General features: G+C 29.9%; 19 protein-coding genes. 14 read left to right on the top strand and 5 right to left on the bottom strand.

Annotation, left to right across the window (positions count from 1 at the left end; translation table 11 throughout):
• The 8 genes from trpD to ACOQN8_RS02160 all read left to right on the top strand — a co-directional run bounded on the left by trpD (position 1) and on the right by ACOQN8_RS02160 (position 10,488).
• Positions 1 to 987, top strand: a complete 987-nt coding sequence (gene trpD, locus ACOQN8_RS02195) for an anthranilate phosphoribosyltransferase (protein WP_272150042.1) — start codon at positions 1 to 3, stop codon at positions 985 to 987.
• Between the two features lies 1 nt (position 988).
• Entirely contained in the window at positions 989 to 1,777 is a 789-nt protein-coding gene (trpC, locus tag ACOQN8_RS02190) for an indole-3-glycerol phosphate synthase TrpC (RefSeq protein ID WP_150900469.1), read from the top strand.
• A 3-nt stretch (positions 1,778 to 1,780) separates the two neighbouring features.
• The gene (locus ACOQN8_RS02185; protein ID WP_420551423.1) at positions 1,781 to 2,404 is read left to right on the top strand and encodes a phosphoribosylanthranilate isomerase; all 624 of its coding nucleotides are present in this window, start codon (positions 1,781 to 1,783) and stop codon (positions 2,402 to 2,404) included.
• Positions 2,385 to 3,563 (top strand): tryptophan synthase subunit beta, encoded by a 1,179-nt coding sequence (trpB, locus tag ACOQN8_RS02180; RefSeq protein ID WP_420551422.1) that lies wholly within the window; start codon positions 2,385 to 2,387, stop codon positions 3,561 to 3,563. Before ACOQN8_RS02185 ends, trpB begins: the two co-directional genes overlap by 20 nt.
• Positions 3,564 to 3,565: 2 nt before the next feature.
• Positions 3,566 to 4,333 carry a tryptophan synthase subunit alpha gene (gene trpA, locus ACOQN8_RS02175; protein WP_420551421.1) on the top strand — a complete coding sequence of 256 codons (768 nt, stop codon included), beginning with the start codon at positions 3,566 to 3,568 and terminating at the stop codon, positions 4,331 to 4,333.
• A gap of 74 nt (positions 4,334 to 4,407) precedes the next feature.
• Positions 4,408 to 7,575, top strand: a complete 3,168-nt coding sequence (locus ACOQN8_RS02170; protein WP_420551420.1) for a S41 family peptidase — start codon at positions 4,408 to 4,410, stop codon at positions 7,573 to 7,575.
• A gap of 88 nt (positions 7,576 to 7,663) precedes the next feature.
• A complete protein-coding gene (gene recQ, locus ACOQN8_RS02165; protein WP_420551419.1) occupies positions 7,664 to 9,763 on the top strand; it encodes a DNA helicase RecQ in 2,100 nt (699 codons plus the stop codon).
• Positions 9,764 to 9,774: 11 nt separating this feature from the next.
• Positions 9,775 to 10,488 (top strand): hypothetical protein, encoded by a 714-nt coding sequence (locus tag ACOQN8_RS02160; protein ID WP_420551418.1) that lies wholly within the window; start codon positions 9,775 to 9,777, stop codon positions 10,486 to 10,488.
• Positions 10,489 to 10,527: 39 nt separating this feature from the next.
• On the opposite strand, the gene ACOQN8_RS02155 is transcribed toward ACOQN8_RS02160, so the two are convergent.
• Complete coding sequence (locus ACOQN8_RS02155) at positions 10,528 to 11,148, bottom strand: hypothetical protein (protein WP_420551417.1); 621 nt, start codon at positions 11,146 to 11,148, stop codon at positions 10,528 to 10,530.
• Positions 11,132 to 11,614, bottom strand: coding sequence for an RNA polymerase sigma factor (locus ACOQN8_RS02150; RefSeq protein ID WP_420551416.1), 483 nt, complete (start codon positions 11,612 to 11,614; stop codon positions 11,132 to 11,134). The genes ACOQN8_RS02155 and ACOQN8_RS02150 overlap by 17 nt, the downstream gene beginning before the upstream one ends.
• A gap of 121 nt (positions 11,615 to 11,735) precedes the next feature.
• Here ACOQN8_RS02150 and ACOQN8_RS02145 point away from each other — a divergent pair, with 121 nt between their 5' ends.
• The 6 genes from ACOQN8_RS02145 (at position 11,736) to ACOQN8_RS02120 (ending at position 14,611) form a co-directional block, all read left to right on the top strand.
• A complete protein-coding gene (locus tag ACOQN8_RS02145) occupies positions 11,736 to 12,242 on the top strand; it encodes a GbsR/MarR family transcriptional regulator (protein WP_420551415.1) in 507 nt (168 codons plus the stop codon).
• Between the two features lie 38 nt (positions 12,243 to 12,280).
• Positions 12,281 to 12,622 carry a hypothetical protein gene (locus tag ACOQN8_RS02140; protein WP_420551414.1) on the top strand — a complete coding sequence of 114 codons (342 nt, stop codon included), beginning with the start codon at positions 12,281 to 12,283 and terminating at the stop codon, positions 12,620 to 12,622.
• Complete coding sequence (locus tag ACOQN8_RS02135) at positions 12,619 to 12,963, top strand: hypothetical protein (RefSeq protein WP_420551413.1); 345 nt, start codon at positions 12,619 to 12,621, stop codon at positions 12,961 to 12,963. Before ACOQN8_RS02140 ends, ACOQN8_RS02135 begins: the two co-directional genes overlap by 4 nt.
• A gap of 1 nt (position 12,964) precedes the next feature.
• Entirely contained in the window at positions 12,965 to 13,456 is a 492-nt protein-coding gene (locus ACOQN8_RS02130) for a hypothetical protein (protein ID WP_420551412.1), read from the top strand.
• Positions 13,457 to 13,474: 18 nt separating this feature from the next.
• A complete protein-coding gene (locus ACOQN8_RS02125; RefSeq protein ID WP_150900458.1) occupies positions 13,475 to 13,855 on the top strand; it encodes a hypothetical protein in 381 nt (126 codons plus the stop codon).
• Positions 13,856 to 13,948: 93 nt separating this feature from the next.
• Complete coding sequence (locus tag ACOQN8_RS02120) at positions 13,949 to 14,611, top strand: YqjF family protein (RefSeq protein WP_420551411.1); 663 nt, start codon at positions 13,949 to 13,951, stop codon at positions 14,609 to 14,611.
• A gap of 96 nt (positions 14,612 to 14,707) precedes the next feature.
• On the opposite strand, the gene ACOQN8_RS02115 is transcribed toward ACOQN8_RS02120, so the two are convergent.
• The 3 genes from ACOQN8_RS02115 to ACOQN8_RS02105 are packed head-to-tail and all read right to left on the bottom strand — an operon-like array spanning position 14,708 to position 15,915.
• A complete protein-coding gene (locus ACOQN8_RS02115) occupies positions 14,708 to 14,962 on the bottom strand; it encodes a hypothetical protein (protein WP_420551410.1) in 255 nt (84 codons plus the stop codon).
• A gap of 3 nt (positions 14,963 to 14,965) precedes the next feature.
• The gene (locus ACOQN8_RS02110) at positions 14,966 to 15,376 is read right to left on the bottom strand and encodes a hypothetical protein (protein WP_420551409.1); all 411 of its coding nucleotides are present in this window, start codon (positions 15,374 to 15,376) and stop codon (positions 14,966 to 14,968) included.
• Positions 15,373 to 15,915: an RNA polymerase sigma factor gene (locus ACOQN8_RS02105; RefSeq protein WP_420551408.1), complete on the bottom strand. Its 543-nt coding sequence runs from the start codon at positions 15,913 to 15,915 to the stop codon at positions 15,373 to 15,375. The genes ACOQN8_RS02110 and ACOQN8_RS02105 overlap by 4 nt, the downstream gene beginning before the upstream one ends.
• Positions 15,916 to 16,046: the final 131 nt, after the last annotated feature.

Below are 16,046 nucleotides of genomic sequence, written 5' to 3'. Positions count from 1 at the left end.
ATGAAAAAAATATTAAATACGCTTTTCGAACAAAAACGATTGACTAAAGAACAATCGAAAGAAGTACTTATAAATATAGCTCAAGAAAAATATAATGCGTCTCAAATAGCTGCATTTATTACAGTATTTTTGATGCGTCCAGTTTCTGTAGATGAATTATCTGGATTTAGAGAAGCTTTATTGGAATTAGCCATAAAAGTTGATTTGTCAGATTTTAATACTATTGATTTATGTGGTACAGGAGGAGATGGGAAAAATACATTTAACATTTCAACTCTAACTTCATTTATTGTTGCAGGAACAGGAAACAAAGTAGCCAAGCATGGTAACTATGGAGTATCGTCTGCTTCTGGATCATCAAATATGTTGGAGTTTTTAGGATACCAATTTACTAATGATGAATCAGTATTAAAACGACAGTTAGATGAAGCAAATATTTGTTTTTTACACGCTCCATTATTCCATCCAGCAATGAAGGTAGTAGCTCCAATACGAAGAGAGTTGGGAGTAAAAACGTTTTTTAATATGTTAGGTCCTTTAGTAAATCCGAGTGCGCCACAAAATCAATTAGTAGGGGTGTTCAATTTAGAGGTTGCTAGAGTATATAATTATATGTTGCAACAGTCTAGTGTAAATTACGGAGTGGTACATGCATTAGATGGTTATGATGAGATTTCGTTAACGGGTGATTTCAAATTGTTTACTAAAGAGGCAGAACAACAAATTTCGCCATCAGATTTAGGTCAAAAACAAATATTACAATCAGATATTTTTGGAGGAGACACAGTAGCAGAAGCAGCGAAAATATTTGTAGATATTATTAACGGAAAAGGAACAGAACAACAAAATAATGTAGTGCTAACAAATACGGCATTTGCATTAAAAACATTTGATAAAAATAAAAGTTTTGAAGTTGCTTTTGAAGAAGCAAAAGATTCATTGTTTGGATTAAAAGCAAAAAAATCATTAGAAAAACTAGTAAGTTAAAATGACAATTTTAGATAAAATAATAGCGTTTAAAAAAACAGAAGTAGCAAAAATAAAAGCTGAAGTTCCTGTTAAGAAGTTGGTGGAGAGTCCAAACTTTAAAAATTCATCATTTTCATTAAAAAAATCTTTATTACAAGTTGGTTCAACAGGAATCATTGCTGAGTTTAAACGTCAATCTCCGTCAAAAGGAATTATAAACGATAAGGCTACAGTTGTAGAAGTTACTGAAGGGTATTTAGATGCTAATGTAGCAGCGCAATCTATTTTAACTGATACTTCTTTTTTTGGAGGTTCTATGGCAGATTTATTAGAAGCTAGAACAGTAAATCAAGTAAAACCAATTTTAAGAAAAGATTTTATTGTAGATGGTTTTCAAATTGTAGAGGCTAAAGCTATTGGAGCAGATGTAGTATTGTTGATAGCTGCTTGTTTAACCAAACAAGAATTGAAAAACTATGGACAGTTAGCATCAGATTTAGGTTTGGAAGTTTTATATGAGGTACATACACAAGAAGATTTAGATAAAATAAATGATTTAGATAATAAGATTATTGGTATTAACAATCGAAATCTTAAAACTTTCGAAGTAGATTTAGAACATTCGATAAAGTTAGCAGGTCAAATTCCAGATACAGCTCTAAAAGTTTCAGAAAGTGGAATTTCAGATCCTAGAATTATTACAGGATTAAAAGAGCATGGGTTTCAAGGTTTCTTAATAGGAGAAAACTTCATGAAAACAGAAAACCCAGGTGAGGCGTGTAAAGAGTTTATCAGCCAAATTAGATAAGGTATGAAACTGAAAGTATGTGGAATGAAATATGTAGAAAATATCCAGCAAGTAGCAGGTTTACAACCAGACTATTTAGGATTCATTTTTTACGATAAATCAAAAAGAAATTTTGAAGGAATTATTCCACAATTACCTAAAGGTATTAAGAAAACGGGGGTTTTTGTAAACGAGTATTTAGAAATAGTAATTTCTCTTGTTGAAGAATATAAGCTAGAAGCAGTTCAGTTACATGGAGATGAATCAGTAACTTATATTGAAAGTTTAAAAGAGCATTTACCTAAAGTTGAACTTATTAAAGTTTTTGGAATTAAAGACGAATTTGACTTTGAAATACTTAAACCATACGAGGCAGTTGTTGATTATTTCTTGTTTGATACTAAAGGAAAAGAAAGAGGAGGTAATGGAGTTACATTCGATTGGTCGGTCTTAAAAAATTACAATTCAACAAAACCATTTTTTTTAAGTGGAGGTATTGGATTGGAAGAAATAAAAGAAGTACAAAACATTATTAAAACAGATTTACCAATTTATGCACTAGACGTAAATAGTAAGTTTGAAAAAGAAGCTGGTTTAAAATCGGTAAAAAAAATAAAGAAATTTAAAAATGAAATTTCAACCAACTAAAGAAGGATATTACGGACAGTTTGGAGGAGCATTTATTCCAGAATTATTACATCCAAACGTAAAAGAGTTAGAAGATAATTATTTGAAGATTCTTGGTTCAGAGGCTTTTCAAAAAGAATATAAAGATTTGTTACAACATTACGTTGGAAGACCAAGTCCATTATATTTAGCAAAACGATTGTCTGAAAAATATGGAGCTACTATTTATTTAAAACGCGAAGATTTAAACCATACGGGAGCTCATAAAGTGAATAATACTATAGGGCAAATTTTGGTAGCAAAGCACTTAGGGAAAACTAAAATTATAGCTGAAACTGGTGCAGGACAGCATGGTGTTGCAACAGCTACAGTATGTGCTTTGATGGATTTAGAATGTGTGGTTTTTATGGGAGAAACCGATATTAAACGTCAAGCTCCGAATGTAGCTCGTATGAAAATGTTAGGAGCAAAAGTAGTTCCAGCTACTAGTGGTAGTAAAACATTAAAAGATGCAACCAATGAAGCAATTCGTTATTGGATTCAAAACCCAGAAACGTATTATTTAATAGGATCTGTAGTTGGTCCGCACCCATATCCAGATATGGTAGCACGTTTGCAAGCGGTGATTTCAGAAGAAATGAAAGCCCAATTAAAAGAACAAACAGGAAAAGAAAATCCAGATACAGTAATAGCTTGTGTTGGAGGAGGGTCAAATGCAGCTGGAGCTTTTTATCATTATTTAGATGATGAAGAAGTGGAACTAATAGCAGTGGAAGCAGCAGGACTAGGAGTTAATTCAGGAGAAAGTGCAGCAACTTCACAATTAGGAGAGGTAGGAGTAATACATGGAAGTAAAACAATTTTGATGCAAGACGAGTATGGTCAAATAGTAGAGCCTTATTCTATTTCAGCAGGATTAGATTATCCTGGAGTTGGTCCTTTGCATGCATATTTACATGAAACAAGCAGGGCTAAGTTTATGAATGCAACCGATAAAGAAGCGTTAGAAGCAGCTTATGAGTTAACAAAAATTGAAGGAATTATTCCTGCATTAGAAAGTGCACATGCCTTAGCTGTTTTACCAAAAATGGATTTGAAAAAAGAACAAACCATTATTATTAACTTATCAGGTAGAGGAGATAAAGATTTAGAAACCTATATTAAGCATTTAGAGGAGTAATCATGAATTCAGTAAAAAATATATTTCAAGAGAAAAGCCAAGATCTATTATCTATTTTCTTTACAGCGGGTTTCCCAAAATTAGAAGACACTACCAAAATAATAGCCGAGTTAGGTTCAAGTGGTGTAGATTTTATAGAAGTAGGTTTGCCATATTCAGACCCATTAGCCGACGGACCAACAATACAACATAGTAGTTCAGTAGCATTGAATAATGGAATGAACTTGGATGTGATATTTGAGCAATTAATGGCTATTAAAGATACTAATAAGACACCGTTAGTTTTAATGGGGTATTTGAATCAAATTATAAAATATGGGGAACATGAATTTTGTCAAAAGGTAAAAGAATGCGGTATAGATACTGTGATTATTCCAGATTTACCAATGATTGAATATGAGAATCATTACAACGAATTATTTGATAATTATGGAATAACCAATGTGTTTTTAATAACGCCTCATACATCAGAAGAAAGAATTCGTAAGATAGATTCTCTAACAAATGCATTTATTTATGTAGTAGCATCAGCTTCAATTACTGGAGCAAAAGGAGAAATTTCTCAACAACAAATAGATTATTTTAATCGAATAAATGCCATGAATTTACAAAGTAAGTTAATTGTTGGTTTTGGAATTTCTGATAATAAAACATTTACTACAGCTTGTACGCATATGAATGGAGCAATTATAGGTTCGGCATTTATAAAAGAGTTGGGAAAAAACGGAGTTGATAATATTTCAACATTTATTTCAGGAATTAAAAATTAACTGTTAAGAAAAACTTAAAGTTCTTAAAGGCATTATTGAATGTTATAAATTAGTGGTTTATAACACAAACAATAATGTCTAAGAAACCTTTTTCCATACTAGCAGCATTTTTATGCTCCAGCTTTTTAGTAGCACAAAACACTTTTATTCGAAAACCAGAAATAAGTCCAGATGCATCTCAAATGGCATTTTCATACCAAGGAGACATTTGGACTTATAATTTTGGAAACCAACAACAAACAAGACTTACTATTCATAAGGCTTATGAAAGTAATCCTGTTTGGAATACAAGTGGAACTGAAATTGCTTTTTCTTCAAATAGAAAAGGTAATGCTAACATTTTTACAACTTCAATAAACGGAGGTTTACCTAAGCAATTAACATATTACCCAACAGCTAATATTCCAACTGATTGGACTAAAGATGGGGATGTTTTATTTAATACAAGGAGAGTTTATAGAGGTCCAGAATGGGACGGACAAATGTATTCTGTTAATCAACTGGGAGGAACTCCAAGTAGATTGTTAACAGCGTATGGTGAAGATGCTCAATTATCACCAAATGGTAAGTTTATAGCTTTTGTAAAAGGAGCTTGTCGAATTGCTCGTGAGGACTATTCAGGTTCTGCACAAAGAGATATTTGGATTTATAATGTACAAACAAAACAGTACAACCAAATAACTACAAGTAATAAAAATGATCATTCACCAGCTTGGGATGCTGCAGGAAATTTATATTATATAGGAGCTAAAAGCGGTCGCTATAATATTTATAAGCAATCAATTACTGCAAACGGAACTGTAAATGGCTCAGCTACACAATTAACATCACATAAAAAAGATGGAGTTCGTACATTTTCAGTAAGTAACAATGGAACAATTGTTTACTTAAGTGGAATGAATATTTTTAAATTAGAAAACGGAAAGGCTCAAAAAGTTAATTTAAAAATTTATTCAGATAATCGTTTTGAACAAGAAGTAACTAAAACAGTATCTAATAAAATATCTGGTTATGCTGTATCTCCTGATGGTAAAAAAGTTGCATTGGAGATTAACGGAGAAATTTTTGTTAAAGAAAATAATAAAGAAAAGAAGCGTTCTAACAATGTAAGTAAACACCCTTTTAGAGATCGTAGTCCACAATGGTTAGATGATAAAACGGTTGTTTTTATGTCAGATAGAGATGGGCATTATGAATTATATAGTGTAGTTTCGAAGGATACTTTAGTAGGGTTACAAAGAAGTTTAAAAACGGAAGTAACTAAATTAACATCAAGTAAAGAAGATGTTGATAATCCAATAGTATCACCTAATGGAAAAAAAATAGCTTATCAAGTAGGAAGAGGTACTTTAATGATTGCTGATATCAAAGATGGAAAAATTGTAAAACCACAAGTTTATTCAGATTCATGGGCACCAACTGAAGATTTTTCTTGGAGTCCAGATAGTAAGTATATTGCATATTCTCAAGAAGATTTAGATTTTGATAGTGAAATATTTATCCAATCTGTAGCAGATAAAAACAAGAAAATGAATGTTTCTATGCACCCTCGTAGTGATAGAAGTCCTGTTTGGAGTGCTGATGGAAAGAAATTAGCTTTTATTTCTAATAGAAATGGAATTAATTATGATGTATGGATGGTATGGTTGCAAAAAGAAGATTGGGAAAAATCAAAAGTAGATCATAAAGAAGGAGCATATTACCCAGAAAAGAAAGAAGATAAAAAATCTGGTAAAAAAGGAAAGAAAGGTAAAAAGAAGAAAAAAGTAAACGTAAAGATAGATTCTGATAGAATTTTTGATCGTTTAGTACAAGTAACTTCTTTACAAGATAATGAGTTCGGACCAATGTTTAGTGCCGATAGTGAGTTTATCTATTTTTCAGCAACAAACCCAGCAACTAAAAAAAGAGGTTTGTATAAGATTAAGTGGGATGGAACTAAGTCTAAAGCAATAAAAGGAGTATCAAGAGCAGGAGGTTTCACCCTAAATAACAAGAAAGCTTACTTTGTTTCAGGGGGAAGATTAAAACAAATGAATACTAAATCTGATAAAGTAACAGGTTTACCACATTCAGCTACGTATACTGTAAATAAAGAAAAAGAATATGCTCAAGTTTTTGATGAAGGAATAAGAGCTTTAACTGCAGGTTTCTATGATCCAGAGTTTCACGGATATGATTGGAAAAGTTTAGTTAAAAAGTATAGACCTTGGGTATTATCGGCATCAACTCAACAAGATTATTCATACATGTATAATTTATTGTTAGGACAGTTAAATGCAAGTCATATGGGGTATAGAGGAAGTGCTCCAAGAAATACAAGCGAGAAAATAGGATTACTAGGTTTAGAAGTAGAAAATGCTAAAGATGGAGCTCGTGTAAAGTATGTTTTAAACAATACCGTGGCTAGTAAGTCGAAAAGTAAATTAAACATTGGAGATGTAATTACTCACGTAAATGGGCAAAAAATTCAAAAGAACACAAACTTTTATAGTTTATTAAAGAATACTCAAGGAAATGAAGTCTTATTAACTTTAAAGGGAGATAAAGAAATAGTAATTCGTCCACAAAGTTCAATTAGAAGAGCACAATATGAGGCTTGGATTGAGTCTAGAAAAAAGCTAGTAGATCAATATTCAAATGGACAATTAGGATATATCCATATTCAAGGGATGAATACTCCAAGTTTTGAACGTTTTGAAAGAGAATTAAAAGCAAGTGGGTATGGTAAAAAAGGAATTGTAATTGATGTTCGCTATAACGGAGGTGGATGGACTACAGACCGATTAATGGCAGTGTTAAATGTAGATCAACATGCATATACAATACCAAGAGGAGCAGCAAAAAGCTTAAAGAATAATAAAAAGTTTACAAAAAACTATCCTTTTAACGAGCGTGCAATTTTATCAGTAAATACAAAGCCAGTTGTAGCTTTATGTAATGAGAACAGTTATTCAAATGCAGAAATCTTTTCACATGCATTTAAGAACTTAGGATTAGGAAAGTTAGTTGGGCAACCAACATTTGGAGCTGTAATTTCTACAGGAGGAAAAGGCTTACAAAACGGATTTATTCGTATGCCATTTAGAGCTTGGTTTGTGAAAAAATCAGGAAAGAATATGGAAAATGAAGCTCCAGCTGTACCAGATTATTTAGTAAAGAATGCACCAGGATGGAAGGAAAGAAATGAAGATGCACAATTAAAGAAAGCAGTTGAGGTATTACTAAAAGATTTGAAATAAACGAAGTAAGTTTAAAACAAATAAAATGAAGCGTAGAATTTAAATTCTACGCTTTTTTTATGACTATTTTTGCCTTATGATGGAGATAATGGAAAAAGATTTATTAGAAAAATTAAAGTCAAATTTTGGATATGATAGTTTTCGATTAGAACAACAAAAGATCATCGAAAACATACTAAATAAAAGAGATACGTTGGTTATTATGCCAACAGGTGGAGGAAAATCTATTTGTTATCAATTACCAGCATTATTCTTCAAAGGTATTACCTTAGTTATTTCACCATTAATAGCATTAATGAAAGATCAGGTCGATAGTTTAAAAGCTAACGGAATACCTGCAACGTATTATAACAGTAGTCAATCAGTAGAAGAGCAACAAAAAGTATTTGATGCTATTGTAAATAAAAATGTAAAATTGGTATATGTAGCTCCAGAGAGTTTACCTCTGTTGCAAAATATTTTAACCCAATCTTATATTAGCTGTGTTGCTATAGATGAAGCACATTGTATATCGGCTTGGGGGCATGACTTTAGACCTTCATATAAGCAACTATCATTTTTAAAAAAGTCACTGCCAGAAGTACCAATTGTTGCATTAACAGCAACAGCAGATAAAGCTACACAAGAAGACATTTTAGAACAATTGGCTATACCTAATGCGACTAAATATGTAAGTTCATTTAATAGAAAGAATATAAGTTTAGAAGTGCGTCCTGCAAATGATAGGATTAAACAAATTATTCAATTTATCAATCGACGGCCCAAAGAATCGGGTATTGTTTACTGTTTAAGTAGGAAAGCAACAGAACAATTAGCATCGAAACTTAAGCAGAATAATATAGATGCAAAGGCATATCATGCAGGGTTAACTTTTGAAGAAAGAGCAAAAACACAGGAAGATTTTATAAAGGATGATGTTACTATTATTTGTGCAACAATAGCATTTGGTATGGGAATAGATAAGTCCAATGTACGTTGGGTAATTCATTATAACATGCCCAAAAACATAGAAGGCTATTATCAAGAAATTGGACGTTCTGGACGTGATGGTTTACCTGCAAATGCATTGTTATTTCATAGTTATGCTGATGTAATTCAATTACGACAATTTATAGCTAATACAGGGAATAAAGAGGTACAAGAAGCTAAGTTAGATCGGATGAAGCAGTTTGCAGAAGCAACTGTGTGTAGACGAAAAATTTTACTGAGTTATTTTGGAGAGTTAATAGAAGAAAACTGTGGAAATTGTGATGTTTGTAAAAATCCACCAAAGTTTTTTGACGGCACCATCATAGCACAAAAAGCATTATCGGCTATATACCGATTACAACAAAAAGAAGCCATGGGTACAGTAATTGATGTACTTAGAGGAGCAAAAAATGCAACGGTTTTAGATAAAAAATATCAAACATTAAAAACTTATGGAGTAGGTAATGATATATCTTGGAAAGACTGGCAACATTATATAATTCAATTAATAAATCAAGGATATTGTCAAATAGCATTTCACTTAAATAATACATTACAGTTAACAGAATTTTCAAAAAAAATACTTTTTAACGGAGAGAAAATCCAGTTAACAATTCCGAAAGAAATTAGTAAAGAAGAAAAATTAGTAAGAACTAAAGCTAAACGAACAACTAAGGTGGTTCGAGATACATTATTTGAACGCTTAAGAAAATTGAGATATAAGATAGCGCAAGAGGAAGATATAGCAGCCTATTTAGTGTTTAGTGATGCTACGTTAAGAGAACTAGAAAATGAAAGACCACAAACCGATAGTGAGTTTTTAGCTATAAGTGGGGTAGGTCAGCGAAAATTAGAAGTATATGGTGGTGAGTTTATGGAAGAGATAAGAACTTTTTTACAAGAAAAAAAGCGAGGTAGAAAAGACACAACATTAGAAACATATAATTTATATAAAGAAGGCTTTTCAATTGAAGAAATTGCAGAGAAAAGAGGTTTAAAGTCACCAACAGTATTTTCCCACTTATCTAAATTATACTTAGAAGGAAAAGATGTAAGTTTAGATGAGTTTATATCAGCAGATGAATTAAAGTTAATAGCCAATGCAAAAAAAGTGCTGAGAAATGAAACAGCGTTAAAACCTTATTTTGAGTTTTTAGGAGAGAAAATTCCTTATGAACAAATAAGGGTTGGACTTACCATTTTACAAAAGAAAAGATAGTTTTAAAAGTAATGGAAGATTCTCAATTACCAATAGATTTTACAAGTAGTGAAGCTTTAAAATTAAAAGAGCAAATACTTAACTTAGAAAAGGAAATAAAAAAAGTTAGAGAAAAATTATTGCCTTTCGAGCAATTATTGCGAAATGCTATAGCTGATTTAATAGTAGAAGAAAGGGAATTGGTAGTTCTATACAAAAAACAGAAAAAAGCAAAAAAAGAAAAACGATTAGAACAAAAGCGTAGAGGAAAAAATTATAAAGAGCCCAAAGGATTAAAAGTAATACAAAAAGAAAAAGTTAGCATAGCTAAAGAAGATGTAAAGGAGAAAAAAAGATTGTATAAAGAAGCTATGTTATATGTACATCCAGATAAGTTTTCAATGAATGGAGAAGAAGAAACATTGGCAACAGATATTACAACTAAACTAATAGAAATCTACCAAACGGGAACTCTAGAAGAGTTAAAAGAGTATCATTCATATATATTTAGTGGGAATTTAGGAGTTAAAATACCAGAAGGCATTATAACTAAGTCAGAAACGAATAGCAATAACTATTTAAAAAATGAACTTGTACGTTTAGAAAAAGAGTTAGATAAATTATTAAATAGCTATACAAACAAAGTTCTAAATGAATATGACAAGCCTATGTTGTTTGTAGATGAACTAAAAGCATATTATAAAGACAGGATTTTTAAGCTAAAAAAGAGAACTCGAACAAAATAAAACTACATCCAATTATTTAAGATGCCGTTTAAATGTTTTTTATTCAGTTTTCAATTGATCCATTTCTTTAATAAGGTCATCTAATTTAGAAATTTGAGTAGCGTATAAAATTTTAGTAGAAATATTATAAACTACAAAGCCTATAACAGATACACAAACTGCGATAAGAAAACCAACACTAATCATTTTTAATAAAGAAGTATCGCTAGAAATAAATTTTGAAAGAAAACTCTTTTCTTTAAGATTATAAGCAAGAATAAATATTGATAAAACAGCTGCAGGAATCGCAAAAACAAAAAGTTTTTTAGTCGATTTCATAATAATACTAATAATGTATCTGTATTGTTTTAGATAAGATAAGTTATCAGATTTAACATCAATATCTTTAAATTTTTTCAAAAGGTTACTGTTAAAAAAGTACAAGCATAAAATTAAAAAAGCAGCATATAAACCAATGATTACTTCAGAAAGTAATGTCATTCCTATTACAATAATTATGGCCATTGGAATAAGCCCTTTGTTGTCAATTTCATAAGTGCGTTTAATTTTATTGATAATAGATTTTGATTTCTGATTGTACAAATTATTTATTTTAGGAGCAATTAACGATTGTTCATTAATAAAAGCTTCAGTCCATATTTTCTCAATTGATTTTTCCATCTAGTAATATTTTTAATTGTTTTTTAATTCTGTTAATACGTACACCAATATTGTTAGCGCTAGTTCCAATAATTGCTGCAATTTCTTTGTTAGGGTTTTCTTCTAAATAAAGCAGGATTATCGCTCTATCTAGTTCCGACAATTTTTTAATAGCATCATATAACAAATTCAAATTTTCATCTTTAAAAGCAGCGTTTTTATCAGTATCTTCATGAAAAACTTCAATCCTATTAGCTCTTCTTTTGTTTTTTTTAGAAAGCGTTAAACAAATGTTTAAAGTAATTCTATATATCCAAGTAGACCATTTTGATTTATTTTGAAAAGCATCTCTACTTTTCCAAATCTGTAAGCAAGCTTCTTGATAAAAATCCTCGAAGTCTTCTTCAGAGTCAGTATAAGCTCTACATATTTTAATAATAATACCCGCATGAGGTAAAATAGATGTTATATAAAAATCGTTACTCAAAATTGTTTTTTGTTGATTAGTAAATCGAGAATTTAAATTATTACAAGAATAAAGAAAAAAATAAAAATATTTTATTTTCAGAAATTATTGAAAGTTAAGAAAAAAGATATATATTTGCAGTATGAAGTTAGAAGACGCGAAATTAAAATACATTCATACTTGGGGTAGTTTGGCTACAAACTGGGGAATTAATAAAACCATGGCACAGGTGCATGCGTTGTTATTAGTATCTACGAAACCATTATCTGCCGATGAGATTATGGATACTTTAAAAATATCTCGCGGAAATGTAAACATGAACGTAAGAGCGTTGATTGATTGGGGAATTGTAAGTAAAGAATTAGTAGTAGGAGAACGCAAAGAGTTTTTTGTAGCAGGAAAAGATATTTGGGAGTTATTTAAGCAAGTAACAAAAGAGCGTAAGAAAAGAGAAATAGAACCTGTATTAAAGGTTTTAGAGGATTTGAAAAATGGAGTAGAAGAAAACTCAGAAGATGCAGAAGAGTTTAAAAAGCTAATGAATGATCTTTCATCGGTAACAACAACAGTAAATGGTATTTTAGATAAAGCAATTAAAGCTGATGAGCATTGGTTGTTATCTAATTTTACTAAAATGATAAAAAAGTAAAAAAATTTACAAATAAACTTTCAATAATTTCTGAAAATATGAAATATATAGGAATTTTAATACATGTTAATCGAGTAATTGTATGGTCTACTTTAATATTATATGCTACTATTTTCTTAGGATTATGTGCTCAAATAGTATTAGGGTGTTCACAAGTTTTAACAGGAATAGTTTTATTGTATTTTATAAAAAACTTCTCGAAAAAAAATCAGAAAAGGCTAAAATTTTATTGGGGTTTTGTAATAACTTATGGGATTCTTTGGTTGACAGATTTTATAAATTTTTATGATGATTTTGTAATTATTGCTAAGATTATTTTGCCTTTAAGCATTGCAGGTTATTTCACTTTCATTTTAGAATCAATAAAAAAAGAACTATGAATCAAGTAACCTACATAATTTATGTTTTGCTATCAATCCTTATTGTAATTAAGGTTGGAAATGAATGTTATAGTAATGGTAAAATTTACATCTTAAATTATTTTCCAAAGGATGTAAACTTCGGTAATGGAATCAATAAATTGCTAAGAACTACCTATTATTTATTAAACATTGGTTTGGTTATATGGAGCCTAAATTCAATGAAAGAAATCATCACTTCTACGGATGTTATAAAAGAGATTACTAATAGATTAAGTTATGTGTTCTTAATAGTAGGCTCTCTTCATTTTATCAATATTTATACGGTCTATTTAATTCATAAACATTTAAAGAAAAAGTAATATGGAAATTCAACTAAAAGAAAACTGGAAAAAAATTAAAGAACATTTTAGAAAAAGCAGACAAGAAAATATGCATGTTTCTATAGCTTCAGTTAATGCTAATAATGAGCCTACAGTAACTCCAATAGGTTCTTTGTTTTTAAACGATGATCAAACGGGGTTTTATTTTGAAAAATTTGCAACCAAGCTAAAGGAGAATAAAAAGACAAACAAAAATATATGTGTGCTTGCGGTAAATACCAATAAATGGTTTTGGTTAAAATCATTGTTTTTAGGCAAGTTTTTAGAATATCCAGGAGTAAAGTTATATGGTGAATTAGGAATTAAAAGAGATGCAAATGAATCGGAATTCCGAGCAATGCAGCGTAGGGTTAGGAAAGCAAAACTATTAAAAGGATATACATATTTATGGAAAGACATGAGTATGGTAAGAGAAATAAAATTTACAAAGGCAGAGAAAATAAATCTCGCAAGAATGACAAGAAAATTATAAATCACTAAAAATAGCAATATGAACACTTCATTAGAATTAATAGCTTACATCATTTATTTACCTATTAGTATAGGACTTACAACATTTGTGTCACAGCATTTATTTAAAAATAGTAAAATATTTATGTTGGATATTTTTCATCAAAAAGTAGAAATCGCAATGGCTACAAATAAACTTTTTAAAATAGGTTTCTATTTATTAAATATAGGTTTTGCTTTGCGAATTATAGAAATATACAGCTTAACAGGTTATAAAGATTTAGTAGAAACACTAAGTTCAAAAATTGGAGGTTTTTCTATTTACTTAGGACTTGTAATGATCTTCTTTATTTTGTTTTTCTTAAAAGGAAGAAAAGCAAGTAAAGAAGGTAATTTAAAAATTGAAAAAGAAAAGTTATAGGGAAAGTTGCTAATCGCTATATTGAAAAAGAAGAAAACCTCATAGATCTTGTATTTATGAGGTTTACGAAGTGTTTAATTAAAGACTAAAATTATGAGTTTTTTAAAAGCAGAATGGAGAAAATTATTGATGGTAAACTACCAAATAAACCCTGTAGTTTTAAAGCCATTTGTACCTAATGGAACAGAATTAGATTTCTATAAAGATAAATGCTATATAAGTCTAATTGGTTTTATGTTTAAGAATACAAAACTGTTGGGGCTTAAAATACCATTTCATATAAATTTTGAAGAAGTAAACCTACGCTTTTATGTAAAAAGAAAAGAGAATGGAGTTTATAAAAGAGGAGTGGTTTTTATTAAAGAGATAGTACCAAAACCAGCCATAACTTTTGTTGCTAACACAATTTATAATGAGAATTACGAAACCTTACCAATGAAGCATGAATGGAATGAAAAAGACGGGAATTTAAATATCTCCTATCAATGGAAAACTAAGGGAAAGTGGAATCTAATTGAAGCAGTAGTTAAAAATGAACAGCTTGAAATGAAAGATAATTCAGAAGTAGAATTTATTTCAGAACATTACTGGGGGTATGCCAAAAATAAAGCACAAACTACAGAATACGAAGTAAAGCATCCTAAATGGAAATATTACCCTTTAAAGAGTTACAATATCAATGTAGATTTCTTAGCTAGTTATGGAAGAGACTTTGAATTTTTAAATGAATTACAACCAGCTTCTGTTTTTTATTAGAAGGTTCAGAAATATCAGTAAAAAACAAAACAATACTATGAGTTATATATAATACAGAGGTTGTAAATAACCTCTATATTTTAATAGTAAATTCGTTTAGTAAACTAAAATCTTATCAGTTTTAATAACAGCTTCATCAGATAAAATTTCTATTTGGAAATTTTGAGATTTAATTAAATCAATGATGTTTTTCTCAAGTAAATTCTCAGATCCTTCAATCCGAAGTACATTATCAATATCCTCAATGTCAATAGACCATTTAAAAATATCGGGATGTTTATTAAGTATAGGTTCTAAAGATTGAACTTTTTTTTCTGAATCAATATTGGTTTGAAAAATTAGTGGTTCCATAGTTTACTCTATATCAGTTTTAGATGAGGTACCTTGTTCTGGATTCATTTTTCGTTCAAGATATTCACTGTAATATTTATCGCCTTCTTCTTTCCAAAATTTGTCATAGTGTTTCCACTTAGAAAAATCGGTTTTACCGTTCTTTTCACATTTACATTTATGATGTGATTTTTTACCGCTACCGCCACCACAGCCTCCAATTAAAATTCTTAAAAGAATAAATAACCCCACAGCTTGCCAATAAGTAAGTGTAGTAAATCCAAAAATTTCAGGCATTAACCAGTTCCATAACCACATTATAACAAAGCCAAATAAAATAGCTAAACCTGTAATGAATATACCTCCAAAGATGATGATGGCTGCAATTTCTAAGGGCGATTTTTTTCTAAATTTATGAGTGAAAAAATTTGTCATGATTCAATAATTTTATGTTTTTGTATTTCTTGTTCTATTTTTTTATATAAAATTCCAATGGCTCTGTGTCTTCTTGACATTAGTGTCCCAATAGGAATTCCAGTTTCAGTTGATATTTCTTTATATGTATAACCTTCAAAATCTACTGCGATAATAATATCCTTGTAAGCAGGTTTTAAATGTTCAATACATTGTTTTAAAATTGATATCATTTGATCAGAATTGTAATAATTTTCAGATTGATTAAATGCATCAACAAGGTTTAATAAACTTTCATCAGAATCTAGTTTGTCAGATTTTTTAGGAGTCCTCATTGTATCAATAATTTTATTTTTTATTGATCTATATACAAAACTAGCTACGTTATTTATAGGACCATATCTGTCAGCACCAGCAAATAATTTTAAAGCTACATCTTGAATAATGTCTTCGGCATTTCGATTAATTGTATCACTTATTCGGGTATTGATATACCTTTTAAGTGATAGATATTCTCTACCAAAAAAATCCTTAAGCTTTTTTGTATTCTCTGATTCCAAATTATTTAAAAACCTTTTATGAAGAGTCTTCGTTTTAAAAGACGATGTTTTTCTAATTTATTGCATTTAAGATTATAAATTTTATAAAAAAAATAGAAAACAGCTGTAAATCATTTATTGTCAGTGGTTAT

Source organism: Tenacibaculum aiptasiae (genome assembly GCF_965221665.1).
In the GTDB taxonomy this organism is placed as follows: Bacteria; Bacteroidota; Bacteroidia; order Flavobacteriales; family Flavobacteriaceae; genus Polaribacter; species Polaribacter aiptasiae.
The sequence above is the reverse complement of the archived record's forward strand: the minus strand, read 5'-3'. Positions and strand labels throughout refer to the sequence as shown.

Coding starts and splice junctions, on each gene's coding strand:
- trpD (WP_272150042.1), top strand. CDS start 1: ATGAAAAAAATATTAAATACGCTTTTCGAACAAAAACGATTGACTAAA.
- trpC (WP_150900469.1), top strand. CDS start 989: ATGACAATTTTAGATAAAATAATAGCGTTTAAAAAAACAGAAGTAGCA.
- ACOQN8_RS02185 (WP_420551423.1), top strand. CDS start 1,781: ATGAAACTGAAAGTATGTGGAATGAAATATGTAGAAAATATCCAGCAA.
- trpB (WP_420551422.1), top strand. CDS start 2,385: ATGAAATTTCAACCAACTAAAGAAGGATATTACGGACAGTTTGGAGGA.
- trpA (WP_420551421.1), top strand. CDS start 3,566: ATGAATTCAGTAAAAAATATATTTCAAGAGAAAAGCCAAGATCTATTA.
- ACOQN8_RS02170 (WP_420551420.1), top strand. CDS start 4,408: ATGTCTAAGAAACCTTTTTCCATACTAGCAGCATTTTTATGCTCCAGC.
- recQ (WP_420551419.1), top strand. CDS start 7,664: ATGGAAAAAGATTTATTAGAAAAATTAAAGTCAAATTTTGGATATGAT.
- ACOQN8_RS02160 (WP_420551418.1), top strand. CDS start 9,775: ATGGAAGATTCTCAATTACCAATAGATTTTACAAGTAGTGAAGCTTTA.
- ACOQN8_RS02155 (WP_420551417.1), bottom strand. CDS start 11,148: ATGGAAAAATCAATTGAGAAAATATGGACTGAAGCTTTTATTAATGAA.
- ACOQN8_RS02145 (WP_420551415.1), top strand. CDS start 11,736: ATGAAGTTAGAAGACGCGAAATTAAAATACATTCATACTTGGGGTAGT.
- ACOQN8_RS02140 (WP_420551414.1), top strand. CDS start 12,281: ATGAAATATATAGGAATTTTAATACATGTTAATCGAGTAATTGTATGG.
- ACOQN8_RS02135 (WP_420551413.1), top strand. CDS start 12,619: ATGAATCAAGTAACCTACATAATTTATGTTTTGCTATCAATCCTTATT.
- ACOQN8_RS02130 (WP_420551412.1), top strand. CDS start 12,965: ATGGAAATTCAACTAAAAGAAAACTGGAAAAAAATTAAAGAACATTTT.
- ACOQN8_RS02125 (WP_150900458.1), top strand. CDS start 13,475: ATGAACACTTCATTAGAATTAATAGCTTACATCATTTATTTACCTATT.
- ACOQN8_RS02120 (WP_420551411.1), top strand. CDS start 13,949: ATGAGTTTTTTAAAAGCAGAATGGAGAAAATTATTGATGGTAAACTAC.
- ACOQN8_RS02115 (WP_420551410.1), bottom strand. CDS start 14,962: ATGGAACCACTAATTTTTCAAACCAATATTGATTCAGAAAAAAAAGTT.
- ACOQN8_RS02110 (WP_420551409.1), bottom strand. CDS start 15,376: ATGACAAATTTTTTCACTCATAAATTTAGAAAAAAATCGCCCTTAGAA.